The following is a 21,775-nucleotide window of genomic DNA, read 5'->3' on the forward strand; positions in this document are numbered from 1 at the left end:
ACTTTATTATCATGATCACATCAAAAAACCTTTGGATAGGAACTTTATCCCTTGCAATAATACCTGTACTAATTATAGATATTGGCCATCATTATGTTGATTGGACAAAGGACGTGCACAACGAGATGATACATCTTGCATATAACCAGGGGGCATTTAGCAATTACGAGAAGGCTAATATTTTAGACCATATTTTTGAACAAAACCAAAGTCTGGGCGTGCAACTTATCCTGAAATCTGTTATGGCTGTGGGTTTGTTATTTAGTTGTATCTATTTTTTACGCCGGTACATTAAACAACAAAATGCTACGGTATTAAAATCGTCACCAATACTTGTTGCGGTAGTAGTGCTCTTTCTGTGTGTAAAGGTTTTCGTTATGCCAAGGATGATGTTTAATCCCAATGTACATTTACTTGATTATGACCCTAAAAACCAAAATTTCCAAAACTTTTATAATGCCAATTTCAAAGGAAAGGCCGTCTACGTTGATTTTTGGGGTACAACCTGCGGCCCCTGCGTTTATGAGTTTCAGCATTTTACTGGTAAGCTAAAAAAGCGCTATGCGGGAAAAGACGTAGAATTTCTTTACATCTGCAGCGGCAACGAGGTAAGGCATAAGTACATGTGGAGAGAGCAGATAAAAAAATATAAACTGGAAGGGAATCATATTTTTTTAAATAATGAAGAATATATTAAACTTTACAACCAGTTAACAGGCAATAAAAGCGATAATACACTTATACCGTGGTACGTAATAACCGACAAAGCAGGAAAAGTGACCGACAAAAATGCCCCCCGCCCAAGCGATAAGGATAAATTATTTACTTTGATAGACAGAAACCTGTTAGCCGCCAACAAATGATAAAAGCCATAGCTATAGATGACGAACCCGTAGCGCTCAGCATTATTGAGATGCATGCGCAGCGGGTGCCGTTTATAACGTTAGAGGCGATATTTACCAGCGCCAGGGCGGCGCTGGATCAGTTGGCGAAAGAATCTGTCGATCTTATATTTCTGGATATTAACATGCCCAATATGGGTGGTTTAGAGTTTGCCGCGTTGGTGGATCCTGCTATACAGATAGTTTTTACAACCGCCCATAGTCAGCACGCCGTAAAAGGCTATGATATTGACATTGCCGACTTCTTGTTGAAACCGATAACCTACCCCCGCTTTTTGCAGGCTTGCGAGCGGGTGCAGAAAAATATCGGCAAAAATGATATCAAACAACCGGCATCAAACAATGAAAGCCTTTTTGTAAAAGATGGCTACAATTGGGTGCGCGTATTTATAGCTGACCTACTTTATGTAAAGACCGAAGACAATTACATCAACATGGTAGAGGCTAAGCGCCAAACGCTGGTACGAATGACGATGCAGGAATTTTTAAACAAAGCGCCGGTGTGCAGCTTCATCAGGGTTCATAAGTCATACGCGGTAAATGTTGCTTATGTTGAGCGGTTGCAGAGCAGCACTATTGTTATTGGTGATGCAGTTATCCCCATATCAAAAAGCTTTGCGGCGGATGTAACCAAATACCTAATTAAACCGCCGCAGTAGGTGGTTTATAATTGAGCTACTATCTGATATTTTTTGTTAGCTGCAACTTTAAATATATACAACCCGTTTTCTTTTTTGCCAGTGATAATTTTCCCGTCTGCTACAATTTTTACAGGTGTTTTAGACCTTAACCTGCAGGTTTGCGCTATGCCGGACGAGATAGTAGCGGTTGACAATTGCTGATCCTTCCATTTAATATCTATGGTATAATCACCTTTTCCCCTTAAGCCGGCAATTGAACCTGTTGGCCAGGCTTTAGGTAGCGCAGGTAGTAAAGAAATTTCGCCGGAGTGACTTTGCATCAGCATTTCTGCAATGCCGGCTGTTACGCCTTGTATGCCCTGGTTGCCTTCAAATGATGGGGTGACCCTGCTATCCTCAGCGCGTGGGTGAATGCTTACGTCAGTCAACATCGGCACTAAAACTTTATAGGCGTCTTCTCCATCCTCAAACCGCGCATGTTGGTTAATTTTCCACGCGCCAGACCATCCCATGTTGATATTTCCACGGCGCTGCAAAACCACATTTACGGCTTTGGCCAGTTCCGGCGTTTTTCTCAAAGTTATCTGATCATCAGGATAAGAAGCAAACAAATGCGAGATATGCCTGTGTCCGGGATCAACCTCCTTGTAATCATACAGCCACTCCTGCAATTGCCCAAATTGCCCAACTTTAAAAGGAGGAAGCTTTTTTACAGCAGCCTGCAATTTGCTTTTAAACGCGGCATCAAGTTTTAAAATATCTGCCGCAGCTATGCAATGGGTAAACAGGTTACGCAGCAGTTCGTTATCCATTGTTGATCCCATGGTAATGGAGCCTACTTTTCCATCTTCTGTATAAAACGTATTCTCCGGACTGGTTGAGGGCGAGGTTACCAGGTAACCGCTTGCGGGGTCGGTTATTAAATAATCCAGAAAGAACTCCGCCGAACCTTTCAATAAAGGGTATATTCTTGCCAGATATTTTTTATCGGGATGGTATTCGTAATGATCATACAACGACTGCATTAACCAGGCCCCGCCCATAGGCCAAACAGAAGCTTCTTTATTGCGGTCGGTAGGGGCGGTATTAAACCAAACGTCGGTACCGTGGTGCGCAACCCAGCCCTTTGCGTTATATAATTCCTTTGCAGTACGTTTACCTGCCTGCGCCAACTGTTCGGTAAAATACAACAATGACTCGTTCAGGCGTGATAGGTTGGTGTTTTCTACCGGCCAGTAACACTCCTGTATGTTAATGTTCAATGTCCATCTGCCCTGCCATCTGCCCTCTAAATTGTTTAACCACACGTTATGGTTGTTGAATGCCAAAGTTCCTTCGCGGGCATCTGCCAATAAAAGATAGCGGCCATATTGAAAATATTGGGCTGTGTACAAAGGGTCTTCCTTCCCCGCCCGCAAATTGTCCATACGCGCTGTGGTGTTAATGGCACCGGCGGCATTACCGCCCAGATCAATTTTGCACGAAGCAAATAATGGCATGTAATCGGTTAAATGGCGATTTAAAAGCTGAGCATATTTAAAACCTGTGGCTTTGTTGATGTAAGTATTACAACTTAGTTTTTCATCACCTGATACGTCATTCCAGTTTTTCCAGTTGGTGGCTCCCGCCAATATAAATTCTACCGAATTAGCTTGTTTTATTTTGATAACGTCGCCGGTTTTGCCGTTTTCTTTTGCATATGTTATTACGCCGCCATCGGTTATAGTCTTTAGTCTGGCCTGCCATTTCATTGTTGATGGTATCACTGCTGCTTTGTAAGAGCCTGTTGATAGTTCTCCGGTTCTGCCATTCATTACAATATCGCCACCCAATAGCGTGGTTTCCGCAGTTGATTGTAAGCTGCTTAATGATGCATTTAAATTGATGCTGCCGGGCTTGCTGGCGGTTATGCGCATTACAATAACCTGATCGGGATAGCTGGCAAATATTTCGCGCTTGTAATTAACACCGTTAATGGTATAGGTAACAGATACCAGCGCGCTATCCATACTCAGCTTGCGTTTATAATTCGTTACTGCCTTCTCTTCATGTCCCTCAAAACCGATATTCAAAATGCCCATGGGCTGGTAATGTTGAACGCTTACAGGCGCGCTGCTTAGCTTCATGGCTTCGGTAATGGCTTCTGTGTATTTTTTCTCCAATACCAGTTTTCTCACATTGGCGGTTACCGCTGGTCCGTTAGGGTTATTTGGATTGTACGGCCCGCCTGTCCATAAGGTCTCATCGTTAAATACAATATCCTCATTGGCTATTTTGCCGCCAACCATTGCAGCGAACCGGCCGGTGGCTATAGGCAAGCCTTCCCAATATTTGGTAGCCGGCTTATCATACCACCAGCACATTTCGTTTTTGTTAATGGTATTTGATTTACTATTCTGCGCAAATACAGGCAGCATGCAAAACAGCAGATAAGCTGATGTAAGAAGCTTTTTCATTTAAGTTTTATAAATGGTTTTATGATCCATTGTTCCGGATCATTCTCAAGGCGCATTAAAAATAGGCAGATTTGAATAGCACGTATTCCACAGTATTAACATATACTTAAGGTATATAGTCTAATTTATTAGTTAGGAACGCCGTAACCCAGGAAGATTTGCAGGAGAGAACTACACGTCACACAACTGTACACATTTTGTTAGCGTGGCAACCTGTCCCTTTTCTTTTGGGATGAATTCCTGTGCAACAAAACCTTTGTATCCGGTTTCAACAATAGCCTTCATAATGGCGGGGTAGTATAACTCCTGCGTTTCGTCTATTTCATGTCGGCCCGGTACGCCACCTGTATGATAGTGAGCAAAATACTTATTGTATTTTTTGATAGTAGCAATTACATCGCCCTCGTCTATCTGCATATGGTAGATGTCATACAGTAATTTAAAATTTTCAGAGCCTAAGCGGTTGCAAAGTTCAATACCCCATGCTGTTTTATCGCATTGGTAATCTTTGTGGTCAACACGGCTATTTAGTAACTCCATAACCAACACCACCTTATGTTTTTCGGCCAGCGGAAGCAACTGTTTCAACCCTTCCACACAGTTTTGCCATCCTTCTTCGTCGGTTTTTCCGCGCCTGTTACCGCTAAAGCATATCAGGTTGGTGTAACCCGCATTAGCAACTAAGGGGATCATATCGCTATACCGTTTTATTAACTCGCCATGAAACTTTTTATCATTAAAACCGTCAACCAGATTGATCTCGGCACCATTACACATAGACGAATGCAGGCCATGTTTTTTTAGCGTGGGCCAGTCTGCCGGGCCAACCAGGTCAATCCCTTTAAGCCCTATTTTTTTACCTTCCGCGCATAGCACATCCAGCTCAAGCTCTTTGTAGCACCACCTGCAAACCGAGTGGTTGATATTGCCTTTCAAGGGCAAATAAGGTGTGTTTGAATCTGTCTGCGCCAGGGGCGAAGCCAACAAATTGTTGGCTGAAAGTACGGCAGCTCCGGTAAGCATATGTTTTATGGTTGATCTACGGTTTAATTTCATGATAATGCATTATTGCGGACGAGCGCCCCGGCTTAAAATTGATTGCAGCAATTTAGAAAAGATTATTTTAATAATGAATTCGAAAACGATTTCTTTCTATCACTACTTTTACAAAAAATGACGATTAACAGGCACGATTTGTAAAGGAAAAGCCCATATTTGCGTAACAAAATATAACCTTTAACATATACCCAAAAAGTTTTATGACACTTATAGCTGATAATTTTATTGGATTTAAAAACAGCGCAAAAGGCGACAAAACCTTCCAGTCTTTTGCACCTGCAAAAAACGAATACCTGCCTGAGAAATTTACCCAGGCTACCCAGGAAGAGTTTGATACAGCCATTGCTTTGGCTGAAAAAGCTTTCCCAATATTCCGCGAAACTTCTTATGAGCAACGCGCCAAATTTTTGGATGCCATTGCCGATGAGATAATGGCTTTGGGCGATGCTTTGATTGAAAGATGTAGTGCCGAATCTGGTTTGCCGGTTGCCCGTATTACAGGTGAGCGTGGCAGAACTTGCGGCCAGCTAAAATTATTTGCGCAATTACTGCGCGACGGATGGTGGTTAGATGCCCGCATTGATACCGCGCAACCTGATCGTCAGCCACTGCCAAAATCAGATATACGCAGAATGTTAATTCCTCTGGGCCCCGTGGCTGTTTACGGCGCAAGTAACTTCCCGTTAGCATTTTCAACTGCCGGTGGCGATACCGCTTCTGCTTTAGCTGCCGGTTGCCCTGTTATAGTAAAATCACACTCATCTCATCCGGGCACCAATGCCCTGGTTAGCTCGGCTATTGCTAAAGCTGCACAGGCTACCGGCATGCCCGAAGGTGTGTTCTCATCAGTATATCTAAACCACGAACACTCAGTTAAACTGGTTGAAAACCCGGTTATTAAAGCGGTTGGTTTCACAGGTTCACGCCACGTAGGTATGACGTTGTTTAACGCTGCTAACGCGCGCCCTGAGCCCATTCCTGTTTATGCGGAAATGAGCGCTATTAATCCTGTTGTGTTGATGGAGAACGCGTTGCAAACTCAAAAAGAAAAGATAGCTAAAGCTCTTTCTGGTTCTGTAACTATGGGTGTTGGTCAGTTCTGTACTAACCCTGGTTTGGTTTTAATGATAGAGAGCGAAGCCAGCAAAGCATTTATAGCGTTATTCGCAGGCGAATTTGTTAATACCGTACCCGGTACTATGCTGAACAAAAACATTTGCAAAGCATATGCGCATGGCATTGATGCATTGAATGGTGCCGGTGCTACTTTGGTTGCCGAAGCTGCTACCGCGGCTAATGCAGATAAAGCAGAGGCTCGTCCGTCAGCTTTCAGCACTACAGCATCAGCGTTTTTAAGTAATAAAGCATTTACTGAAGAGGTGTTTGGCCCTGCTACACTATTTGTGCTTTGTAAAGATGCTGCCGAATTACACAGCGTATTAAACTCATTAGAAGGCCAGTTAACAGCTACCGTTCATGCTGCTGATGGCGATAAAGAAGCTTTACTACCTGTAGTGAGCATTATCACACAAAAAGCTGGTCGTGTTATTTATGGTGGCTACCCAACAGGTGTTGAGGTTTGCCATTCAATGGTACACGGCGGTCCGTTCCCTTCAACCAGCAATGCCGCGTCAACTTCGGTAGGTACAGGCGCTATCCTGCGTTTTGTGCGCCCGGTAGCGTTCCAGGATTTCCCTGATGATCTGCTTCCTGATGCTTTGAAAAGAGATAACCCATTGAACATCCTTCGTTTAGTTGATGGCAACTGGACAAAAGATAAAGCATAAGCTTATTTCAAAGTTTAATATTGAAGCGGCCTGTTTGAAAAAGACAGGCCGCTTTTTTGTTGTTTTATTGTTTACAATAATTCAACAATGTTTCATTATATTTGACATGTAAACCAAAATTCCGTTTTATGTTAAGATCATTAAGAGCTTGTGGCACCTTGCTGGTACTTTGTGCTGTATGGTGCAATTACAGTTTAGCGCAAAATCAAACCACCCCGGCCACCATCCAGGTAAACCTGGATAAGGAGGTTGGCGCTATGTACCCCATGTGGGCCTGGTTTGGTTATGACGAGCCTAATTATACGTATATGAAGGATGGCAAGAAGCTGCTTTCAGAGATTGCTGCTTTAAGCCCCGTACCGGTACATGTACGTGCGCACAGCATGTTAGTTACAGGCGATGGTATACCCAAGCTAAAATGGGGTTCAACCAACGCTTATACAGAGGATGCCGATGGCAAGCCAATTTATAACTGGAGATTGGTTGACAGTATTTTTGATACCTACGTAAAACGCGGTATGAAACCATTTGCACAAATAGGTTTTATGCCCGAAGCGCTATCTACCAAACCAGATCCTTATAAACACAGCTGGACACCCGGCGGCAGGTCTTCTATCGCCACCGGCTGGGCTTATCCGCCAAAAGATTACAATAAATGGGCAGAGCTGGTTTACCAATGGGTTAAGCACTCTGTAGACCGTTACGGCAAAACCGAGGTAGAAAGCTGGTACTGGGAGCTATGGAACGAGCCTAACATTGAATACTGGAAAGGTACTCCCGAAGAATTCTTTAAATTATATGATTATACTGTAGACGCGGTTAAACGCGCCTTGCCAACTGCTAAAATAGGCGGGGCCGATGTAGCCGGTACCGGTGGCAGAGGAGGCACCAAGTTTTTAACCGACTTCCTTACCCATTGCGTATCGGGTACTAACTATGTAACTGGTAAGGTAGGCACGCCTATAGACCTTATCTCGTTCCATGCTAAGGGGGCACCAACTTTGGTTGATGGTGTTGTGCGTATGAATGTTGGCACCCAGATGCGGGATATACAGAAAGGCTTTAACATAGTTGCATCTTTCCCAACGCTTAAGAACCTGCCTATTATTATAGGCGAATCTGACCCTGAGGGTTGTGCTGCCTGCGGCATGGTAACCAGCCCGCAAAATGCTTATCGTAATGGTACCATGTATCCAAGCTATACCGCGGCGTCTTTCGCGCGCAAGTATGCCCTGGCAGATGAGATAGGCATTAACTTTAAAGGTGCGGTTACCTGGGCGTTTGAGTTCGAGGATCAGCCATGGTTTTATGGTTTCCGCGATTTGGCCACCAACGGAGTTGATAAGCCTGTGCTGAACGTGTTCCGCATGTTTGGTAAAATGTCAGGCAAAAGGGTAGAGGTCATCGGTAGCCGCATGTATCCGCTCAGAACCTTTGTTGATTCAAGCGCGCGCGGACAGCAAACAGATGTTGGCGCTTTGGCTGCCAAAGACGCGAAAAAAGCTACGGTAATGTTATGGAACTATCATGATATGGATATCCAATCGCCGCCTGAGCCTGTAGCCGTATCGTTAAAGGGATTAAAAACGACAAGCGTTACGCTAACGCAGTACCTGGTTGATGCTACGCACAGCAACTCTTACGAAGTATGGAAAAAGATGGGGGCGCCGCAGACCCCAACGAAAGAGCAGATAGCCGCGTTAGAAAAAGCAGGTATGCTGGAAGCCGTTGGTAAACCACAAAAACTGGCCGTAAAAAATGGTAACCTTACCATAAGTACCTCATTGGCAAGGCAGGGAGTAGCACTGTTAAAACTGGATTGGTAACTATCTGTAATAAACTAAACAAAAAAAGGGCCTTTGCAAATTTGCAAAGGCCCTTTTTACTGTTGCAGCATATCCTTAAAAAGCCTGAAAAATGCACACTTTTTAAGTGTTTGATATAGAGGTCGTTATATTAATTTTACAGCTAAATTTCCTGACGAATAGGTCCGTTGCAAAGTGTTGCATGTTTAAACTTACAATAATCGTAAATAACTAATAATCAATTATATGCAAAAAACGCTGTTGCAAGTGTTGCAAAGTGTTGCATGTATTTTTGCAACAGCACGCAGTGTTTTTTTATGCTTCTATCGCATCATACACAATCACCTTTTCCCAAAGCGGGCTGCACTCCTCAACAAATTTTAAGTGAATAGGATCATCCTGGTAAGCTTTCTGTCCGGCCAGATCACTGAAACGCATCAGTTCTGAAACCGCCCAGCTGTTATCAACTACATCGCGTTTTTCTGTACTGGCTACTACACCTACATGTAATTCGCGTACGGTTTTAATTTTGCCAAGGCTTTTTACACCGGCTATTAACTTATCGCGGTCGGCTTTTGAGTTAGGGTTCTTTAACCAGAACAATACGTGGTGTACTACCGGATATTTCCCGGCTGCGTTATTTGTTGACATGGCTGATGCTGCTGTACCTGCAGCCAAAGCGGCTGTGGTTGTTATAAATTTTCTTCTGTTGGTTGATTTCATAAAGTGCGTAATAGTTTACTAAAATACTTTATTTGCAATATAAGCTAAAGTGTTTTGGTCTAATTTAAAAAGAAGTAGCCGGAAAAAATTGTCATTGCGAGGTACGAAGCAATCGCACGCAGAAAGGCGGTATGCACAGTCCGCGATTGCTTCGTACCTCGCAATGACACAGTTTGTTATTTCCCTACACTCACCAACACACTTGCATGTGGTGCAATTGAGCGGGATAGTACAGCATCGGTTTGCGTATTAGTTGCACCGCTCCACAGGTCTTTTACTTTAACTTTTCCCGTTACACCCAGGTCTTTCAGGTTTACTGAAATATCCCTTGTGTCTTTATCGCCGATGTTGAATAGCGCTATGTAACGCTCGCCCGTTTTGCTGTTGCGCGATGTAACAGCCAACAGACCGTCTTTCATAAACAATTGCTTTACATCTGTACTTTCGCGATGCATTTTAAGCACAGCGGTATTGGTAAGTAACGACGTGGTGAAGGCATCATTTGACGGCAGATCGCCACCGAACATTAACGGTGATCTGAGTATGGTAAAAAACGACATCAGCGAATACTGTTCGTCTTTTGTAAGGCGTGTCATGCGGTCCTTACCACGTTCGCCGCGAATGGCTATGCGGCCCAGCGGTATCATGTCGCAATCTGGCCAGGTGCCGGGCGCGATGTACGGGTACCAGCCTTGTGCAACGTTCATCAGGTGGGGCAGGTCTTTCCAAATGTCCCACACATCATCAACCATGCGCCACATATTAGCATGCTCTTTAACGTGGTCTGCATTGGCAATCGGTGTTTCGCCGGGAGAAGTGCTTAATACTATTGGTCTGCCTGTTTTATCAATCGCTTTGCGAATCAGTTCAATCTCGCCCAGGTGGTAGGGGCGGGATAGGTCATCTATTTTAATAAAATCTACACCCCATGAAGCATATAGCTCCATTATAGAGTTATAATATTCCTGCGCGCCGGGTTTATTAGCCAGCACGGTGTAGTTATCTCTAAGCCATTTGCATTGCAGTTCTGTAGTGTAGATCTTATCCGCAGTTATACCGTTAGCGCCTTTAATAGGAAGTTTTTCGTTAACGGCTTTTACGGGCACACCCCGCATGATATGGATGCCGAATTTTAATCCTTTACTGTGCATATAGTCGGCCAATGGCTTAAAGCCTTTGCCATTTGCCGATGACGGGAATTTTTTGACAGATGGCAAATACCTGCCGTACTCATCCATTACATAAATAGGGTCGGTTTGGTTGTAGCCGCCTGCCTTATCGTTCTCAACAAACCAGCGGATGTCCACAACAATATATTCCCAACCCAGCTTTTTAAGGTTGGCGGCCATATAATCTGCATTTGCTTTTACTTCAGCTTCGGTAACTGTGGGTCCGTAGCTGTCCCAGCTGTTCCAGCCCATTGGCGGGGTTTGCGCCCAGCTTTTAAAATTTGATTTGGTTTGAGCGGATACAGAAAGGGTAATGGCGCAAAAAGTCAGGGCTATTGCTGCTTTTTTAAAAAATACAGAGGTCATTAGGTAATATTGTTGGTTATCACCAAAACTATATATTAATTGTGAACTGAACAATTAAAATGACACGCTAAATATTGTATGCCTGCCAAAAATATAATGTCATTATTATTTTCCGTTCAACTCCGGCTTCATTTCATATACCGCTCCTTCATCGCCAAAATCATACAGCTTTACTAGCTTTTGTCTTTGCATAACATGCTCCAAATTGATTAATTCGGGGTTTTCCAGTTTCTCAAACCAGATAAGGTAGTAATGTGGCACTTTATAAAACTCTGCGATTTTTTGCGGGAAGAAACGGTGTGGCAGGTTTTTACAGCGTATGCCTGATGTAAAGTAAGCGGCCTCGTTGGCATCAGAATAAATAGGGACGCCCGGTTTATAAATATGTTTGTTGTTCTCTAAAAAAGTAACAAATTTTGAGTTGTTCCATTCGTCATCCGTATAGCCGGGATTACCATAATCATGCTGATCGTGATGGCGGTCCCAATCTGCGTAAGCTTCATTGGCTATAAACACAAGCATCAACAGGCAAAAACACGAGTTAATTATGCGCCGTTTCTGCTGATCGAACCTGATGTTTCTAAAGGCTGTTAACACCCAATTGGTAAGGCTCCATATCAGCGGAATGACCATTGGCGACAGCAGGCGGGGATTGATGCGTTCGTAACGTGAAAAGGTGGATGATATGATAATGAATAACCCGTAAATTAATGCAAACGTAAGCGCGACGTTTTCATAGGCCGACATATCGCCCTTTATCAATTGATAAACCAGCAGGCCTGCTAAGGTGAGTAAAACCAGCCAGGCAAGCGGGGACGATACTACCGCGTAATGTTCAGGAGCAATGTGCAGCCACTCGGCTATAACGGTGCCAAAATAGTATACGTTTTCTGTAAATGGGGTCAAAGATGGTTCGCGGGGGCCGGTCATGGTTTTGGTGAGCAGCGCGTTCCGCATCAGGTTTAATATCAGCAGCGACGAAGCCATCAGGCCATAGTTTAAAATATGAATGATCTTTCTTCTAAGATCCAAATTGCGATCAAACAATAAAATGAAGCCACCCGTGCCTATTATAGTTACACCGGCGTAGCGCGTTACAGTACTTACTGATGCTACAAGGGCCGCTGCCAGCAACCAGGCAATGCTGCGCGTAGCCATATATTTACGGAATATGACCATAAACACAATGCTGAGCAGTATAAACAATGTTTCAGACCATAAGTAGGTATAGATCTGCAGCAGGGCAGGGCTTAATATTATGGCTACCAACACAAGGCATTTATAAAGGTGGGTTGTAGCCACAAAGCGCTGCATTATCCATCCGCATAAATAAAGCAGCGTGGCAAACATTAAGCCGTTTAATACGGGGCCGAAAGTAAAAGGATCAATACCGGTAATGAAAATGACCGAGGCCAAAAAGGTGGGATAAAACACCGGGAAATCAACCAACGGTAAACCGTTAAAGGTGATGAGCGCCCCTTCGTCAACCAGGCTGCGCCCCGCGCTGGCGTACATAATAGAATCTGGCGAAACCCCTATGCCGCTATAGGCGGTATAAAGTTGTATAATGAAAAAACCTGCTACTGCAGCAATTACGGAATCTATATTTTTAAAAGAGTGGGCTAATGGCATAAACTATTTTAAAGCCCTTCCCCCTCCGGGGAGGATTGGACTGCTTATTTAATCATATCCAACACTGTACTTATTGGCTGATCGCTATCGATCAAAATGCCTTTTACGCCTGCTGCGGTACCTGCCTCAACATCGCGCTCACGGTCGCCAATAAAGTAAGAACGGGTTGGGTCTATGTTATATTTTTCAATCCCTTTAACCAATAAACCGGGTTTAGGTTTGCGGCAATCGCACTCTCCGGTAAAATCGGGGTGATGCGGGCAGTAAAAAAAATCGGTAAACATCACACCGTGAGCGCTGTAGTCGTCTCTTAGTTTTTGGTGCATTTTCCCCAACTCGTCTTCGCTATACCAACCTTTTGCCAGCCCACCCTGGTTGGTGGCCACAATAAGCAGGTATCCACGATCCTGCAGTTCTTTTAGCGCGGCAAAATTATCTAATACTTCAAAGTCTTCTATGCGGCGTATATAATCGCCCATTTCACGGTTTAGCACGCCGTCGCGGTCTAAAAAAACAGCTTTATTCTTTTGAAGCATTTTATGGTAGTTTTTTGCAAAGTTAGCAATAATTGTAAGGGTGTGGTTGCAAACCTTATAATAGTGTTAAAACATAAAAAGTTGATCATTATTGGATTTATTGGCTTTGTTTTATTAATTTAGGATAGGTTTAGCCTGCAAATAAGCATCCGCCAACAAAGAATTTAGTTGTTTTGTTTTTTACATTTTTTTAATAATAAGTTATCATTGTTAAAAATATTATAATAATAGCGCTTAACAATGCGATATTATTTAGCATTATCAAAAAAGTTTAGGAATGTTTTAATTTGCCTGTTAAAATCTGTATTTTCGTAATTACACGATATACAATTTTTTTAACGGTTTAATTTTTGAGATGAATCAAACTGATTGCGACCAGGGCCTGTATAGACCAGAATTTGAACACGACTCGTGCGGTACGGGATTTATAACCAATATTGACGGACATAAGACCAACCAAATAATTGATGATGCACTTACCATGTTAGAGAACATGGAGCATCGCGGTGCCTGTGGCTGTGACCCCGACTCGGGTGACGGCGCGGGTATTTTAATGCAGATACCGCATGAATTTTTTATGGAAGAATGCTCAGACCTTGAGATCAGTTTGCCGCAACCCGGCGAATATGGTGTAGGGATGCTCTTCTTACCTAAAGATTCTGTACTGAAAAAAGCTTGCCGTACTATTATTGATAATGCTATTGATAAATTAGGTTTACATAAGCTGGGTTTTCGTAAGCCTCCGGTAGATTCATCGGTAATTGGCGAAACAGCCCGTAGCGCGGAGCCTGATGTTGAGCAGATCTTTGTAGCAAGGCCACATTCTATTACTAATGTTGACGATTTTGAGCGTAAGCTTTATGTACTGCGCCGTTACATCAATAAAATTGTAACCGAAACGCTGCCAGGTGCACGTAACAGCTTTTATTTTCCTTCATTTTCATGTAAGGTAATTATATATAAAGGCCAGTTAACTACTTACCAGGTGCGCCAGTATTATGCAGATCTGCGCGATCCGCGTATGGCATCAGGTTTGGCGGTGGTTCACTCACGTTTTTCAACTAATACCTTCCCTTCGTGGAAATTGGCTCAGCCGTTCCGCTTAATTGCGCACAATGGCGAGATTAACACACTTACAGGTAATCTTAACTGGTTCTATTCGGGCTTAAAATCATACGCTTCCAGCTACTTCAGTGCAGAGGAGATGGAGATGCTGTTGCCTGTTATTGATAACAATCAATCTGACTCGGCTTGTTTAGATAACATCATCGAAATTTTACAACATACCGGCCGTTCATTGCCGCATGTTATGATGATGCTGATACCCGAAGCATGGGATGGCAACGAGCAGATGGACCCGATAAAAAAGGCGTTCTACGAGTTCCACGCTACTTTAATGGAGCCATGGGATGGCCCGGCAGCTATCAGCTTTACAGATGGTAAACTGGTTGGCGCTGTGTTAGATCGTAATGGTCTTCGTCCGTTACGTTATACTATTACAAATGATGGCCGTGTAATTGCAGCTTCAGAGACAGGTGCTATTAAAATAGACCCCAAAACCATCATCAAAAACGGCCGTTTACAGCCGGGTAAAATGTTATTGATAGATACCGAAAAAGGTATGATCATTACTGATGAAGAAATTAAACAACAAATAGCTTCGCGCCAGCCTTATGGCCGCTGGTTAGAGAACTATAAGATAAAACTGGAAGAACTTGCCGAGCCCCGTTTAACATTTGCTGACCTGAGTGCCGATGCGATATTCAAGTATCAGCAGGTGTTTGGTTACTCACGGGAGGATGTTGAGACCATTATTAAACCAATGGCGCTTGACGGCAAAGAACCTATCGGCTCTATGGGCACTGACGTTCCGCTGGCTATTCTGTCAGACAAACCTCAGCACTTGTCAAGTTATTTTAAACAGTTCTTTGCGCAGGTTACCAATCCGCCTATTGATCCGATTCGGGAGCGTTTGGTAATGAGCTTGTCTACCTTTATAGGTAACAATGGTAACTTGCTTGATGAGGATAAAATGCATTGCCATTGTGTAACGCTTAAACATCCTGTTCTTAAAAATCATCAGTTAGAGCGCGTGCGTAGTATTGATACAGGCATGTTCCACGCAAAAACGTTGCAAACTTATTTCAATGCTGATGGTAACCCTGGTTCATTACAAAAAGGTATTGAGCGCGTTTGCCGTTATGCAGAGGACGCGGTTGCCGATGGTTTTGAAGTATTGATCCTGTCAGACCGCGCTTTAGACTCTGAGCACGCACCTATACCATCATTACTGGCGGTATCAGCTGTGCATCACCATTTGATAAAGAAAGGTTTACGCGGAGCAGTAGGCATTATTGCCGAAGCCGGTGACGTTTGGGAAGTACATCATTTTGCCTGTTTACTGGCATTTGGCGCTACTGCCATTAACCCATACATGGCGCAGGCTACTATTGAGAATTTAAAAGACAGCGGTGCGCTTGACACCAAGCTGGATAAAAAATACCTGTTAAAGAACTACGTTAAGTCTGTAAATGACGGCTTACTGAAGATTTTCTCAAAAATGGGTATCTCTACATTGCAATCTTACCATGGTTCGCAGGTGTTTGAGATATTAGGTTTAAACAAATCAGTAGTTGATAAATACTTCTGCGGGGCGGTTACCCGTATTGGCGGCCTTGGTTTGGATGAGATTGCCCGTGAAGCACTTTGCAAACACCGCATAGGCTTTACCGCGCACAAAGAAAATAAATTACTGCCCGAGGGTGGTATTTACCAATGGAAACGTCGTGGCGAGGAACACTTGTTTAACCCCACTACGGTACACTTGCTGCAACACGCAACCCGCAGCGGCGATTACAACGTTTATAAAAACTACGCTAAAGCCGTTAACGAGCAAAGCGATAAACACTACACTATCCGCGGTCTGCTTGATTTTGTTCATCATCGCGAAGCCATCTCAATTGATGAGGTAGAGTCGTCAGAGAGCATAATGAAGCGTTTTGCTACCGGCGCTATGTCTTTCGGATCTATTTCGCACGAAGCACACAGTACGCTGGCCATTGCTATGAACCGCATTGGCGGTAAAAGCAACACCGGCGAGGGCGGGGAAGATGAGATACGTTACCAGACCATGGAAAACGGCGACTCTATGCGTTCTGCAATTAAGCAGGTAGCATCAGGCCGTTTCGGGGTAACTTCAAACTACCTTACTAATGCGGATGAGTTACAGATAAAAATGGCGCAGGGTGCTAAACCGGGCGAAGGTGGACAGTTACCGGGCCATAAAGTTGATGACTGGATAGCAAAAACCCGTCACTCAACTCCGGGGGTTGGTTTGATATCGCCACCGCCGCACCATGATATTTATTCTATTGAGGATTTGGCCCAGCTCATCTTCGACCTTAAAAATGCTAACCGCCAGGCGCGTATTAACGTTAAACTGGTATCAAAAGCGGGTGTAGGTACTATAGCTGCCGGTGTAGCTAAAGCACATGCTGATGTTATTTTGATAGCCGGATATGATGGTGGTACAGGCGCATCGCCAATAAGTTCTATAAAACACGCTGGCCTGCCCTGGGAACTTGGCCTGGCCGAAGCGCACCAAACTTTGGTGAAAAATAAACTACGCAGCCGTGTTGTGCTGCAAACAGACGGTCAGCTAAAAACCGGTAGAGATTTGGCTATTGCCTGTTTAATAGGTGCCGAAGAGTGGGGTGTTGCTACCGCTGCCCTGGTTGCAGGCGGTTGTATTATGATGCGTAAATGCCATTTAAATACTTGCCCTGTAGGCGTTGCAACGCAGGACCCTGAATTGCGTAAACTATTCTCTGGTAAACCTGAGCATGTTGTTAACCTGTTTAAGTTTATGGCAGAGGAAATGCGCGAGATAATGGCCGAATTGGGTTTCCGTACCATTAATGAAATGGTGGGCCGTGTTCAGTTTCTGAAAGTAAAAGATGGTTTAAAAAGCTGGAAAGCTAATAAGATTGATCTTTCAGGCTTATTACACCCGGTTACTTACGACAAAAACTCAACACTTTACAATAGCGAACAGCAGGATCACGGTATGGCTACCATTATTGATTGGAAGCTGTGGGAAGATGCAAAAGCAGCTTTAGCTGATAAAACACCTGTATTCGGTACTTATGATGTGAAAAACACAGATCGTACCATAGGCGCGTTGTTATCAAACGAAATATCAAAAATTTATGGTTCTGCAGGCTTGCCTGATAATACCATCAATTATAAGTTTAAAGGCCCAGCCGGTCAAAGCTTCGGTGCATTCTCAACCAAAGGCGTATCTTTTGAGTTAGAAGGCGAAGCGAATGACTATGTAGGTAAAGGCTTGTCGGGTGCGCAATTAGCTATCTACCCTGATGCTACAGCTACCTTTGTACCTGAGGATAACATCATCATTGGTAATGTTGCACTTTACGGTGCAACATCAGGCGAGTTATTTGTAAGAGGTATGGCCGGCGAGCGTTTCGCGGTGCGTAACTCGGGCGCTACAACGGTTGTTGAAGGTGTAGGCGACCACGGTTGCGAGTACATGACAGGTGGTATAGCCCTTATATTAGGTAAAACAGGCCGCAACTTTGCAGCCGGTATGAGCGGCGGTATAGCATGGGTGTATGATGTTGATGGTACTTTTGCCGAAAACTGCAACACCGAAATGGTTGACCTTGATCCGCTAAGCGCGAAAGACGAACAGCAGATAGGCGAGTTACTGCGCAAGCATGTTAGCTTAACCGGCAGCGAACTGGCTAAAGATATCCTTAAAAACTGGAGCGTTGTTTCTGAACGCTTTATTAAGGTGTTTCCTAGAGAGTACAAGAAAGTTATTGAAAAATTAGAATTACAATCAGTTAATTAATAGATGGGAAAAGTTACAGGTTTTCAGGAGTATGACAGGAAAATGCCTGCCAAATTACCGCCTGCGGAACGTATTAAGAATTATAACGAATTTGAAAGTTTATATTCCGACGAGGAATTAAACAAGCAATCTGCCCGTTGCATGAACTGCGGCATACCTTTTTGCCATAGTGGTTGCCCACTGGGTAATATTATTCCGGAGTTTAACGATGCCGTTTATAATAAAGATTGGGAAGAAGCCTACCAGATCTTGTCATCAACCAATAATTTCCCGGAGTTTACAGGCCGTATTTGTCCCGCTCCATGCGAGTCGGCTTGCGTGTTGGGTATCAACAAACCACCGGTAGCTATTGAAGAGATTGAAAAGCACATCATTGAGATTGCTTATGAGAAAGGAATGGTTAAACCAACCGCACCGTTGATTAAAACAGGTAAAACAGTAGCGGTTGTTGGTTCGGGCCCGGCTGGGCTTGCTGCTGCCGCTCAATTGGCAAAAGCCGGGCATGAGGTAACCGTTTATGAGCGCGACGACAAAGTTGGCGGCCTATTACGCTATGGCATCCCTGATTTTAAACTGGAAAAAAATGTCATCGACCGCCGCATGGAGGTTATGGAAAAGGATGGTGTTGTATTTAAAACCAACATTGAAATAGGAAAAGATATTTCTGCGGAGGATTTGGTACGTAACAATGATGCGGTGGTTTTAGCCGGTGGCTCTACTATACCGCGTAACTTACCGGTGCCGGGGCGTGAGTTAAAGGGCGTTTATTTTGCTATGGAGTTTTTAAAACAGCAAAACAAACGCGTTGGCAATTCGCCTATAACTGCCGAAGATATTTTAGCAACAGGTAAAGATGTTGTAGTTATTGGCGGCGGCGATACCGGCTCTGACTGCGTTGGTACATCAAACCGCCAGGGAGCTAAATCTGTAAAGCAATTTGAAGTGATGGTGCAGCCACCTGCTGAGCGTACACCAAATATGCCATGGCCAACGTACCCAATGGTATTAAAAACAACCACATCGCACGAGGAAGGCGTTGAGCGTTTCTGGGGTGTTAACACTAAGGAATTTTTAGGAGACGAGAACGGCGAGCTAAGAGCGCTAAAAGTGAGCGATGTAAGCTGGGAGTTAGATATTATGGGTCGCCCGGTAAAATTTGCTGAGGTTGAAGGGTCTGAGCGCGAAATACCTTGCCAGCGTGTGTTCCTGGCAATGGGTTTCCTTAACCCGCAGTTTGAAGGCATGTTGGATAATTTGGGTGTTGAGGTTGACGCGCGTAAAAACGTAAATGCTAAAGAAGGTGTTTACCGTACCAACGTAAGCAAAGTATTTGCAGCAGGTGATATGCGTCGCGGACAATCTTTGGTTGTTTGGGCAATATCAGAAGGCCGCGAGTGTGCGCGTAAAGTTGATGAGTTTTTAATGGGTCATTCTGTTTTAGAAAGCAAAGACTCTATCAATCAGTTTGAACAAGTATTTCATTCTTAAGCTGAACCCCTGAAACCCTAAGGGTGTTATAAATAATGAATCCTCTTTCGTTTAGGCGAAAGAGGATTTTTTGTTTTGCTTTGTGCTTCTAAATGACAAACAGGTCATTGATTATTACTTCTCCAATACTTCCCGCTTCGTCCAACACTCATCCAGTGGCCCGCCGGTTGATTTTTCGCCCTTATGACGCCAGTCGCCATCAACAAATGAATATTGAAACGATAGTGATTTGCCAATACTTTCAGGCGTTTTGGTAAAGAACTCTATTTGCTCGGTGTATTTGCCGTCTTTAGCGCTATAGTTACCGCCACCGGCGTTTATAAACTCCTTGGTTTGCACGTTATAGGCTATCCAATGAAAACGGCCGCCGGCAATAACTTTCATCGTTCTGCGTGGTATAAACGGGCTTGAGCGTTTGGTTACCTTGTCATTTACGTAGTTGCCGGTTATAACCCATGCACCGGTAAGGTCGTCGCCTTTGCCGTCATCAACTTTATTCCAGTTTTCTTTTGATGTTACGGTTGTGAGCTTTTTTCCGGCTAAAGTGATATCAGTTGTTACCTCCGTACCTACCTGTTGTGGATTTGAATTATTCCATTCTATTTTTTGCACTAGTTTGTTACCGTTTACTTGCCAGGTTCCGCCGTATGAACTAATGAATTTCTTGCCGGGCAGATCGTAAACTGCAACAGCAAAAACTTTGTCAGTATTAATCATTACCGTACGCTTCTCGGCAGGGCCGTATTCCCACGCGCCTTTAAGGTCTTTGCTGTCAATGGCTGATTTTTTTATGGAAGTAAATGCGGTAATGGCTGAAAACGCTAATAAAGCGACGGTGTAAATTTTGAAACTCGTTTTCATAATAATGTAGATTAAGCTCGCTAACCCTCTCAAAGGGGGGATTAAAGAGTGGGTTTATATCATTAAAGATAAATAAAATTAATTATCGTAACCAATTGATATAAAAGCAAAAAGCTTCGGCGCGATAACACCGAAGCTTCATATAAAGATATTAGAAGCTAATCTCTACACTTAAATATATTTTACGCCAAACTGCTGTTTTACATCAGCTACTACTTTTTTAACATTTTGCTCCTGGTCGCGCGGGCAGATTAACAAAGTATTGTTTGATTCAACCACAATGTAATCATGTAGTCCTTGTAGTATCACCAATTTATCTTCAGGTACGTTCACCATGCAATTGGATGAATCGTACATAATCACTTTTTCTGATGGGATTACAGCGTTGCCCACGTAGTCTTTTTCAGAAAGCTCGTAAATAGAAGCCCAGGTACCCAGATCAGACCATCCAAATTCTGACGGTAGCACATAAACGTTATCGGCTTTCTCCATAATACCATAGTCTATGGAGATGTTAGTACATTGCATGTAAGCCTGGTTAACGTGGTTGCGTTCGTTGTCTGTATTGTAATAAGGGCGCGCATCGGCAAAAATATCGTTCATGTCCGGCAAGTACTGTCCAAACGCTTTGACTATCGCTTTAGCAGACCATACAAAGATCCCCGCGTTCCATAAAAAATCGCCGCTTTGTAAAAAAGTCTTGGCTATATCCAACGTGGGTTTTTCTGTAAAGGTTTTTACCTTATGGAAGTCGTCGCCTATGACAGTATCGGTAAACTGGATATATCCGTACCCGGTATCAGGGCGCGATGGTTTGATTCCTAATGTAATAAGGCAATCTTTCTCTTGCGCTACCTTTAATGATTTTTCAATTGTATTAACAAATGCCTGCTCGTCCAATATCAAGTGGTCTGACGGAGCAACAACAATGGCAGCATCAGGATTAAGACTTTCAATTTTAAAGCATCCGTAAGCAACGCAAGGCGCGGTGTTACGCATAACGGGTTCGGTCAAAATCTGGTTATCGGCCATGTCTGGCAATTGTGCCTTTACCAACGATGTGTAGTTCTCGTTAGTTACCACATAAATGTTTTCCTTAGGGCAAACCTTTAAAAACCTGTCATAAGTATTCTGTATCAGGGTTTTACCTGTGCCTAATATATCTATAAATTGTTTAGGGTGCGATGTTCTGCTTATGGGCCAAAAACGGCTTCCGATACCGCCTGCCATTATTATGGCGTAATAATTTTTATTCATTTTTTATGTGGAAATAGTTTAGCATTAAGCTGCAAATGTGGAAATAATAATTTAAAGCAACACCAAAAAAAATGCACCTCTGCTGCCGCTGATAAAAGAAATAAATAAACGAATTGTTTTTGATTTAGGCAATAGTTTTTGGCATTGAAAAAAAGGTAGCCGGCCCGTTAGGACCGTAAAATAAAGGGACTAAAAACCTTACTTTATCAATTTATTGACA

General features: G+C 43.5%; 14 protein-coding genes. 6 read left to right on the forward strand and 8 right to left on the reverse strand.

The genetic code is table 11. The features are described 5' to 3' along the window. Positions 1–11 precede the first annotated feature (11 nt). On the forward strand, positions 12–863 hold the full coding sequence (locus tag ACFQZS_RS08700; RefSeq protein ID WP_377099277.1) for a TlpA family protein disulfide reductase: 852 nt from the start codon (positions 12–14) through the stop codon (positions 861–863). Continuing rightward, on the forward strand, positions 860–1,561 hold the full coding sequence (locus ACFQZS_RS08705; RefSeq protein WP_377099279.1) for a LytR/AlgR family response regulator transcription factor: 702 nt from the start codon (positions 860–862) through the stop codon (positions 1,559–1,561). Before ACFQZS_RS08700 ends, ACFQZS_RS08705 begins: the two co-directional genes overlap by 4 nt. 5 nt (positions 1,562–1,566) lie before the next feature. On the opposite strand, the gene ACFQZS_RS08710 is transcribed toward ACFQZS_RS08705, so the two are convergent. Next, positions 1,567–3,999 carry a glycoside hydrolase family 95 protein gene (locus tag ACFQZS_RS08710; RefSeq protein ID WP_377099281.1) on the reverse strand — a complete coding sequence of 811 codons (2,433 nt, stop codon included), beginning with the start codon at positions 3,997–3,999 and terminating at the stop codon, positions 1,567–1,569. Between the two features lie 171 nt (positions 4,000–4,170). Continuing rightward, entirely contained in the window at positions 4,171–5,055 is an 885-nt protein-coding gene (locus tag ACFQZS_RS08715) for a hydroxypyruvate isomerase family protein (protein WP_377099283.1), read from the reverse strand. 203 nt (positions 5,056–5,258) lie between these two features. Here ACFQZS_RS08715 and ACFQZS_RS08720 point away from each other — a divergent pair, with 203 nt between their 5' ends. Both ACFQZS_RS08720 and ACFQZS_RS08725 read left to right on the forward strand, forming a co-directional pair. Further along, positions 5,259–6,845 carry an aldehyde dehydrogenase (NADP(+)) gene (locus tag ACFQZS_RS08720; RefSeq protein WP_377099285.1) on the forward strand — a complete coding sequence of 529 codons (1,587 nt, stop codon included), beginning with the start codon at positions 5,259–5,261 and terminating at the stop codon, positions 6,843–6,845. A gap of 128 nt (positions 6,846–6,973) precedes the next feature. Then, entirely contained in the window at positions 6,974–8,671 is a 1,698-nt protein-coding gene (locus tag ACFQZS_RS08725; protein WP_377099287.1) for a GH39 family glycosyl hydrolase, read from the forward strand. Positions 8,672–8,965: 294 nt separating this feature from the next. Here the strand turns inward: ACFQZS_RS08725 and ACFQZS_RS08730 are convergent, their stop codons facing one another. From ACFQZS_RS08730 to ACFQZS_RS08745, 4 genes are all read right to left on the reverse strand, one after another. After that, on the reverse strand, positions 8,966–9,373 hold the full coding sequence (locus ACFQZS_RS08730) for a Dabb family protein (protein WP_377099289.1): 408 nt from the start codon (positions 9,371–9,373) through the stop codon (positions 8,966–8,968). Positions 9,374–9,549: 176 nt separating this feature from the next. After that, a complete protein-coding gene (locus tag ACFQZS_RS08735; RefSeq protein ID WP_377099291.1) occupies positions 9,550–10,908 on the reverse strand; it encodes a glycoside hydrolase family 27 protein in 1,359 nt (452 codons plus the stop codon). Between the two features lie 105 nt (positions 10,909–11,013). Continuing rightward, positions 11,014–12,540, reverse strand: a complete 1,527-nt coding sequence (locus tag ACFQZS_RS08740; protein ID WP_377099293.1) for a hypothetical protein — start codon at positions 12,538–12,540, stop codon at positions 11,014–11,016. Between the two features lie 44 nt (positions 12,541–12,584). Continuing rightward, positions 12,585–13,076, reverse strand: coding sequence for a D-glycero-alpha-D-manno-heptose-1,7-bisphosphate 7-phosphatase (locus tag ACFQZS_RS08745; protein ID WP_377099295.1), 492 nt, complete (start codon positions 13,074–13,076; stop codon positions 12,585–12,587). Between the two features lie 355 nt (positions 13,077–13,431). On the opposite strand from ACFQZS_RS08745, the gene gltB reads away from it, so the two are divergent. After that, a complete protein-coding gene (gltB, locus tag ACFQZS_RS08750) occupies positions 13,432–17,949 on the forward strand; it encodes a glutamate synthase large subunit (protein ID WP_377099296.1) in 4,518 nt (1,505 codons plus the stop codon). A gap of 3 nt (positions 17,950–17,952) precedes the next feature. After that, entirely contained in the window at positions 17,953–19,437 is a 1,485-nt protein-coding gene (locus tag ACFQZS_RS08755) for a glutamate synthase subunit beta (RefSeq protein ID WP_377099298.1), read from the forward strand. A gap of 114 nt (positions 19,438–19,551) precedes the next feature. Here ACFQZS_RS08755 and ACFQZS_RS08760 read toward each other — a convergent pair whose 3' ends face one another. Continuing rightward, positions 19,552–20,298: a hypothetical protein gene (locus ACFQZS_RS08760; protein ID WP_377099300.1), complete on the reverse strand. Its 747-nt coding sequence runs from the start codon at positions 20,296–20,298 to the stop codon at positions 19,552–19,554. Between the two features lie 171 nt (positions 20,299–20,469). Then, positions 20,470–21,555, reverse strand: a complete 1,086-nt coding sequence (locus ACFQZS_RS08765) for a mannose-1-phosphate guanylyltransferase (protein ID WP_377099302.1) — start codon at positions 21,553–21,555, stop codon at positions 20,470–20,472. Positions 21,556–21,775: the final 220 nt, after the last annotated feature.

Source organism: Mucilaginibacter calamicampi (assembly GCF_042676765.1).
Classification (GTDB): domain Bacteria; phylum Bacteroidota; class Bacteroidia; order Sphingobacteriales; family Sphingobacteriaceae; genus Mucilaginibacter; species Mucilaginibacter calamicampi.

Coding starts and splice junctions, on each gene's coding strand:
- ACFQZS_RS08740 (WP_377099293.1), bottom strand. CDS start 12,540: ATGCCATTAGCCCACTCTTTTAAAAATATAGATTCCGTAATTGCTGCA.
- ACFQZS_RS08730 (WP_377099289.1), bottom strand. CDS start 9,373: ATGAAATCAACCAACAGAAGAAAATTTATAACAACCACAGCCGCTTTG.
- ACFQZS_RS08725 (WP_377099287.1), top strand. CDS start 6,974: ATGTTAAGATCATTAAGAGCTTGTGGCACCTTGCTGGTACTTTGTGCT.
- ACFQZS_RS08760 (WP_377099300.1), bottom strand. CDS start 20,298: ATGAAAACGAGTTTCAAAATTTACACCGTCGCTTTATTAGCGTTTTCA.
- gltB (WP_377099296.1), top strand. CDS start 13,432: ATGAATCAAACTGATTGCGACCAGGGCCTGTATAGACCAGAATTTGAA.
- ACFQZS_RS08705 (WP_377099279.1), top strand. CDS start 860: ATGATAAAAGCCATAGCTATAGATGACGAACCCGTAGCGCTCAGCATT.
- ACFQZS_RS08700 (WP_377099277.1), top strand. CDS start 12: ATGATCACATCAAAAAACCTTTGGATAGGAACTTTATCCCTTGCAATA.
- ACFQZS_RS08720 (WP_377099285.1), top strand. CDS start 5,259: ATGACACTTATAGCTGATAATTTTATTGGATTTAAAAACAGCGCAAAA.
- ACFQZS_RS08735 (WP_377099291.1), bottom strand. CDS start 10,908: ATGACCTCTGTATTTTTTAAAAAAGCAGCAATAGCCCTGACTTTTTGC.
- ACFQZS_RS08745 (WP_377099295.1), bottom strand. CDS start 13,076: ATGCTTCAAAAGAATAAAGCTGTTTTTTTAGACCGCGACGGCGTGCTA.
- ACFQZS_RS08755 (WP_377099298.1), top strand. CDS start 17,953: ATGGGAAAAGTTACAGGTTTTCAGGAGTATGACAGGAAAATGCCTGCC.
- ACFQZS_RS08765 (WP_377099302.1), bottom strand. CDS start 21,555: ATGAATAAAAATTATTACGCCATAATAATGGCAGGCGGTATCGGAAGC.
- ACFQZS_RS08715 (WP_377099283.1), bottom strand. CDS start 5,055: ATGAAATTAAACCGTAGATCAACCATAAAACATATGCTTACCGGAGCT.
- ACFQZS_RS08710 (WP_377099281.1), bottom strand. CDS start 3,999: ATGAAAAAGCTTCTTACATCAGCTTATCTGCTGTTTTGCATGCTGCCT.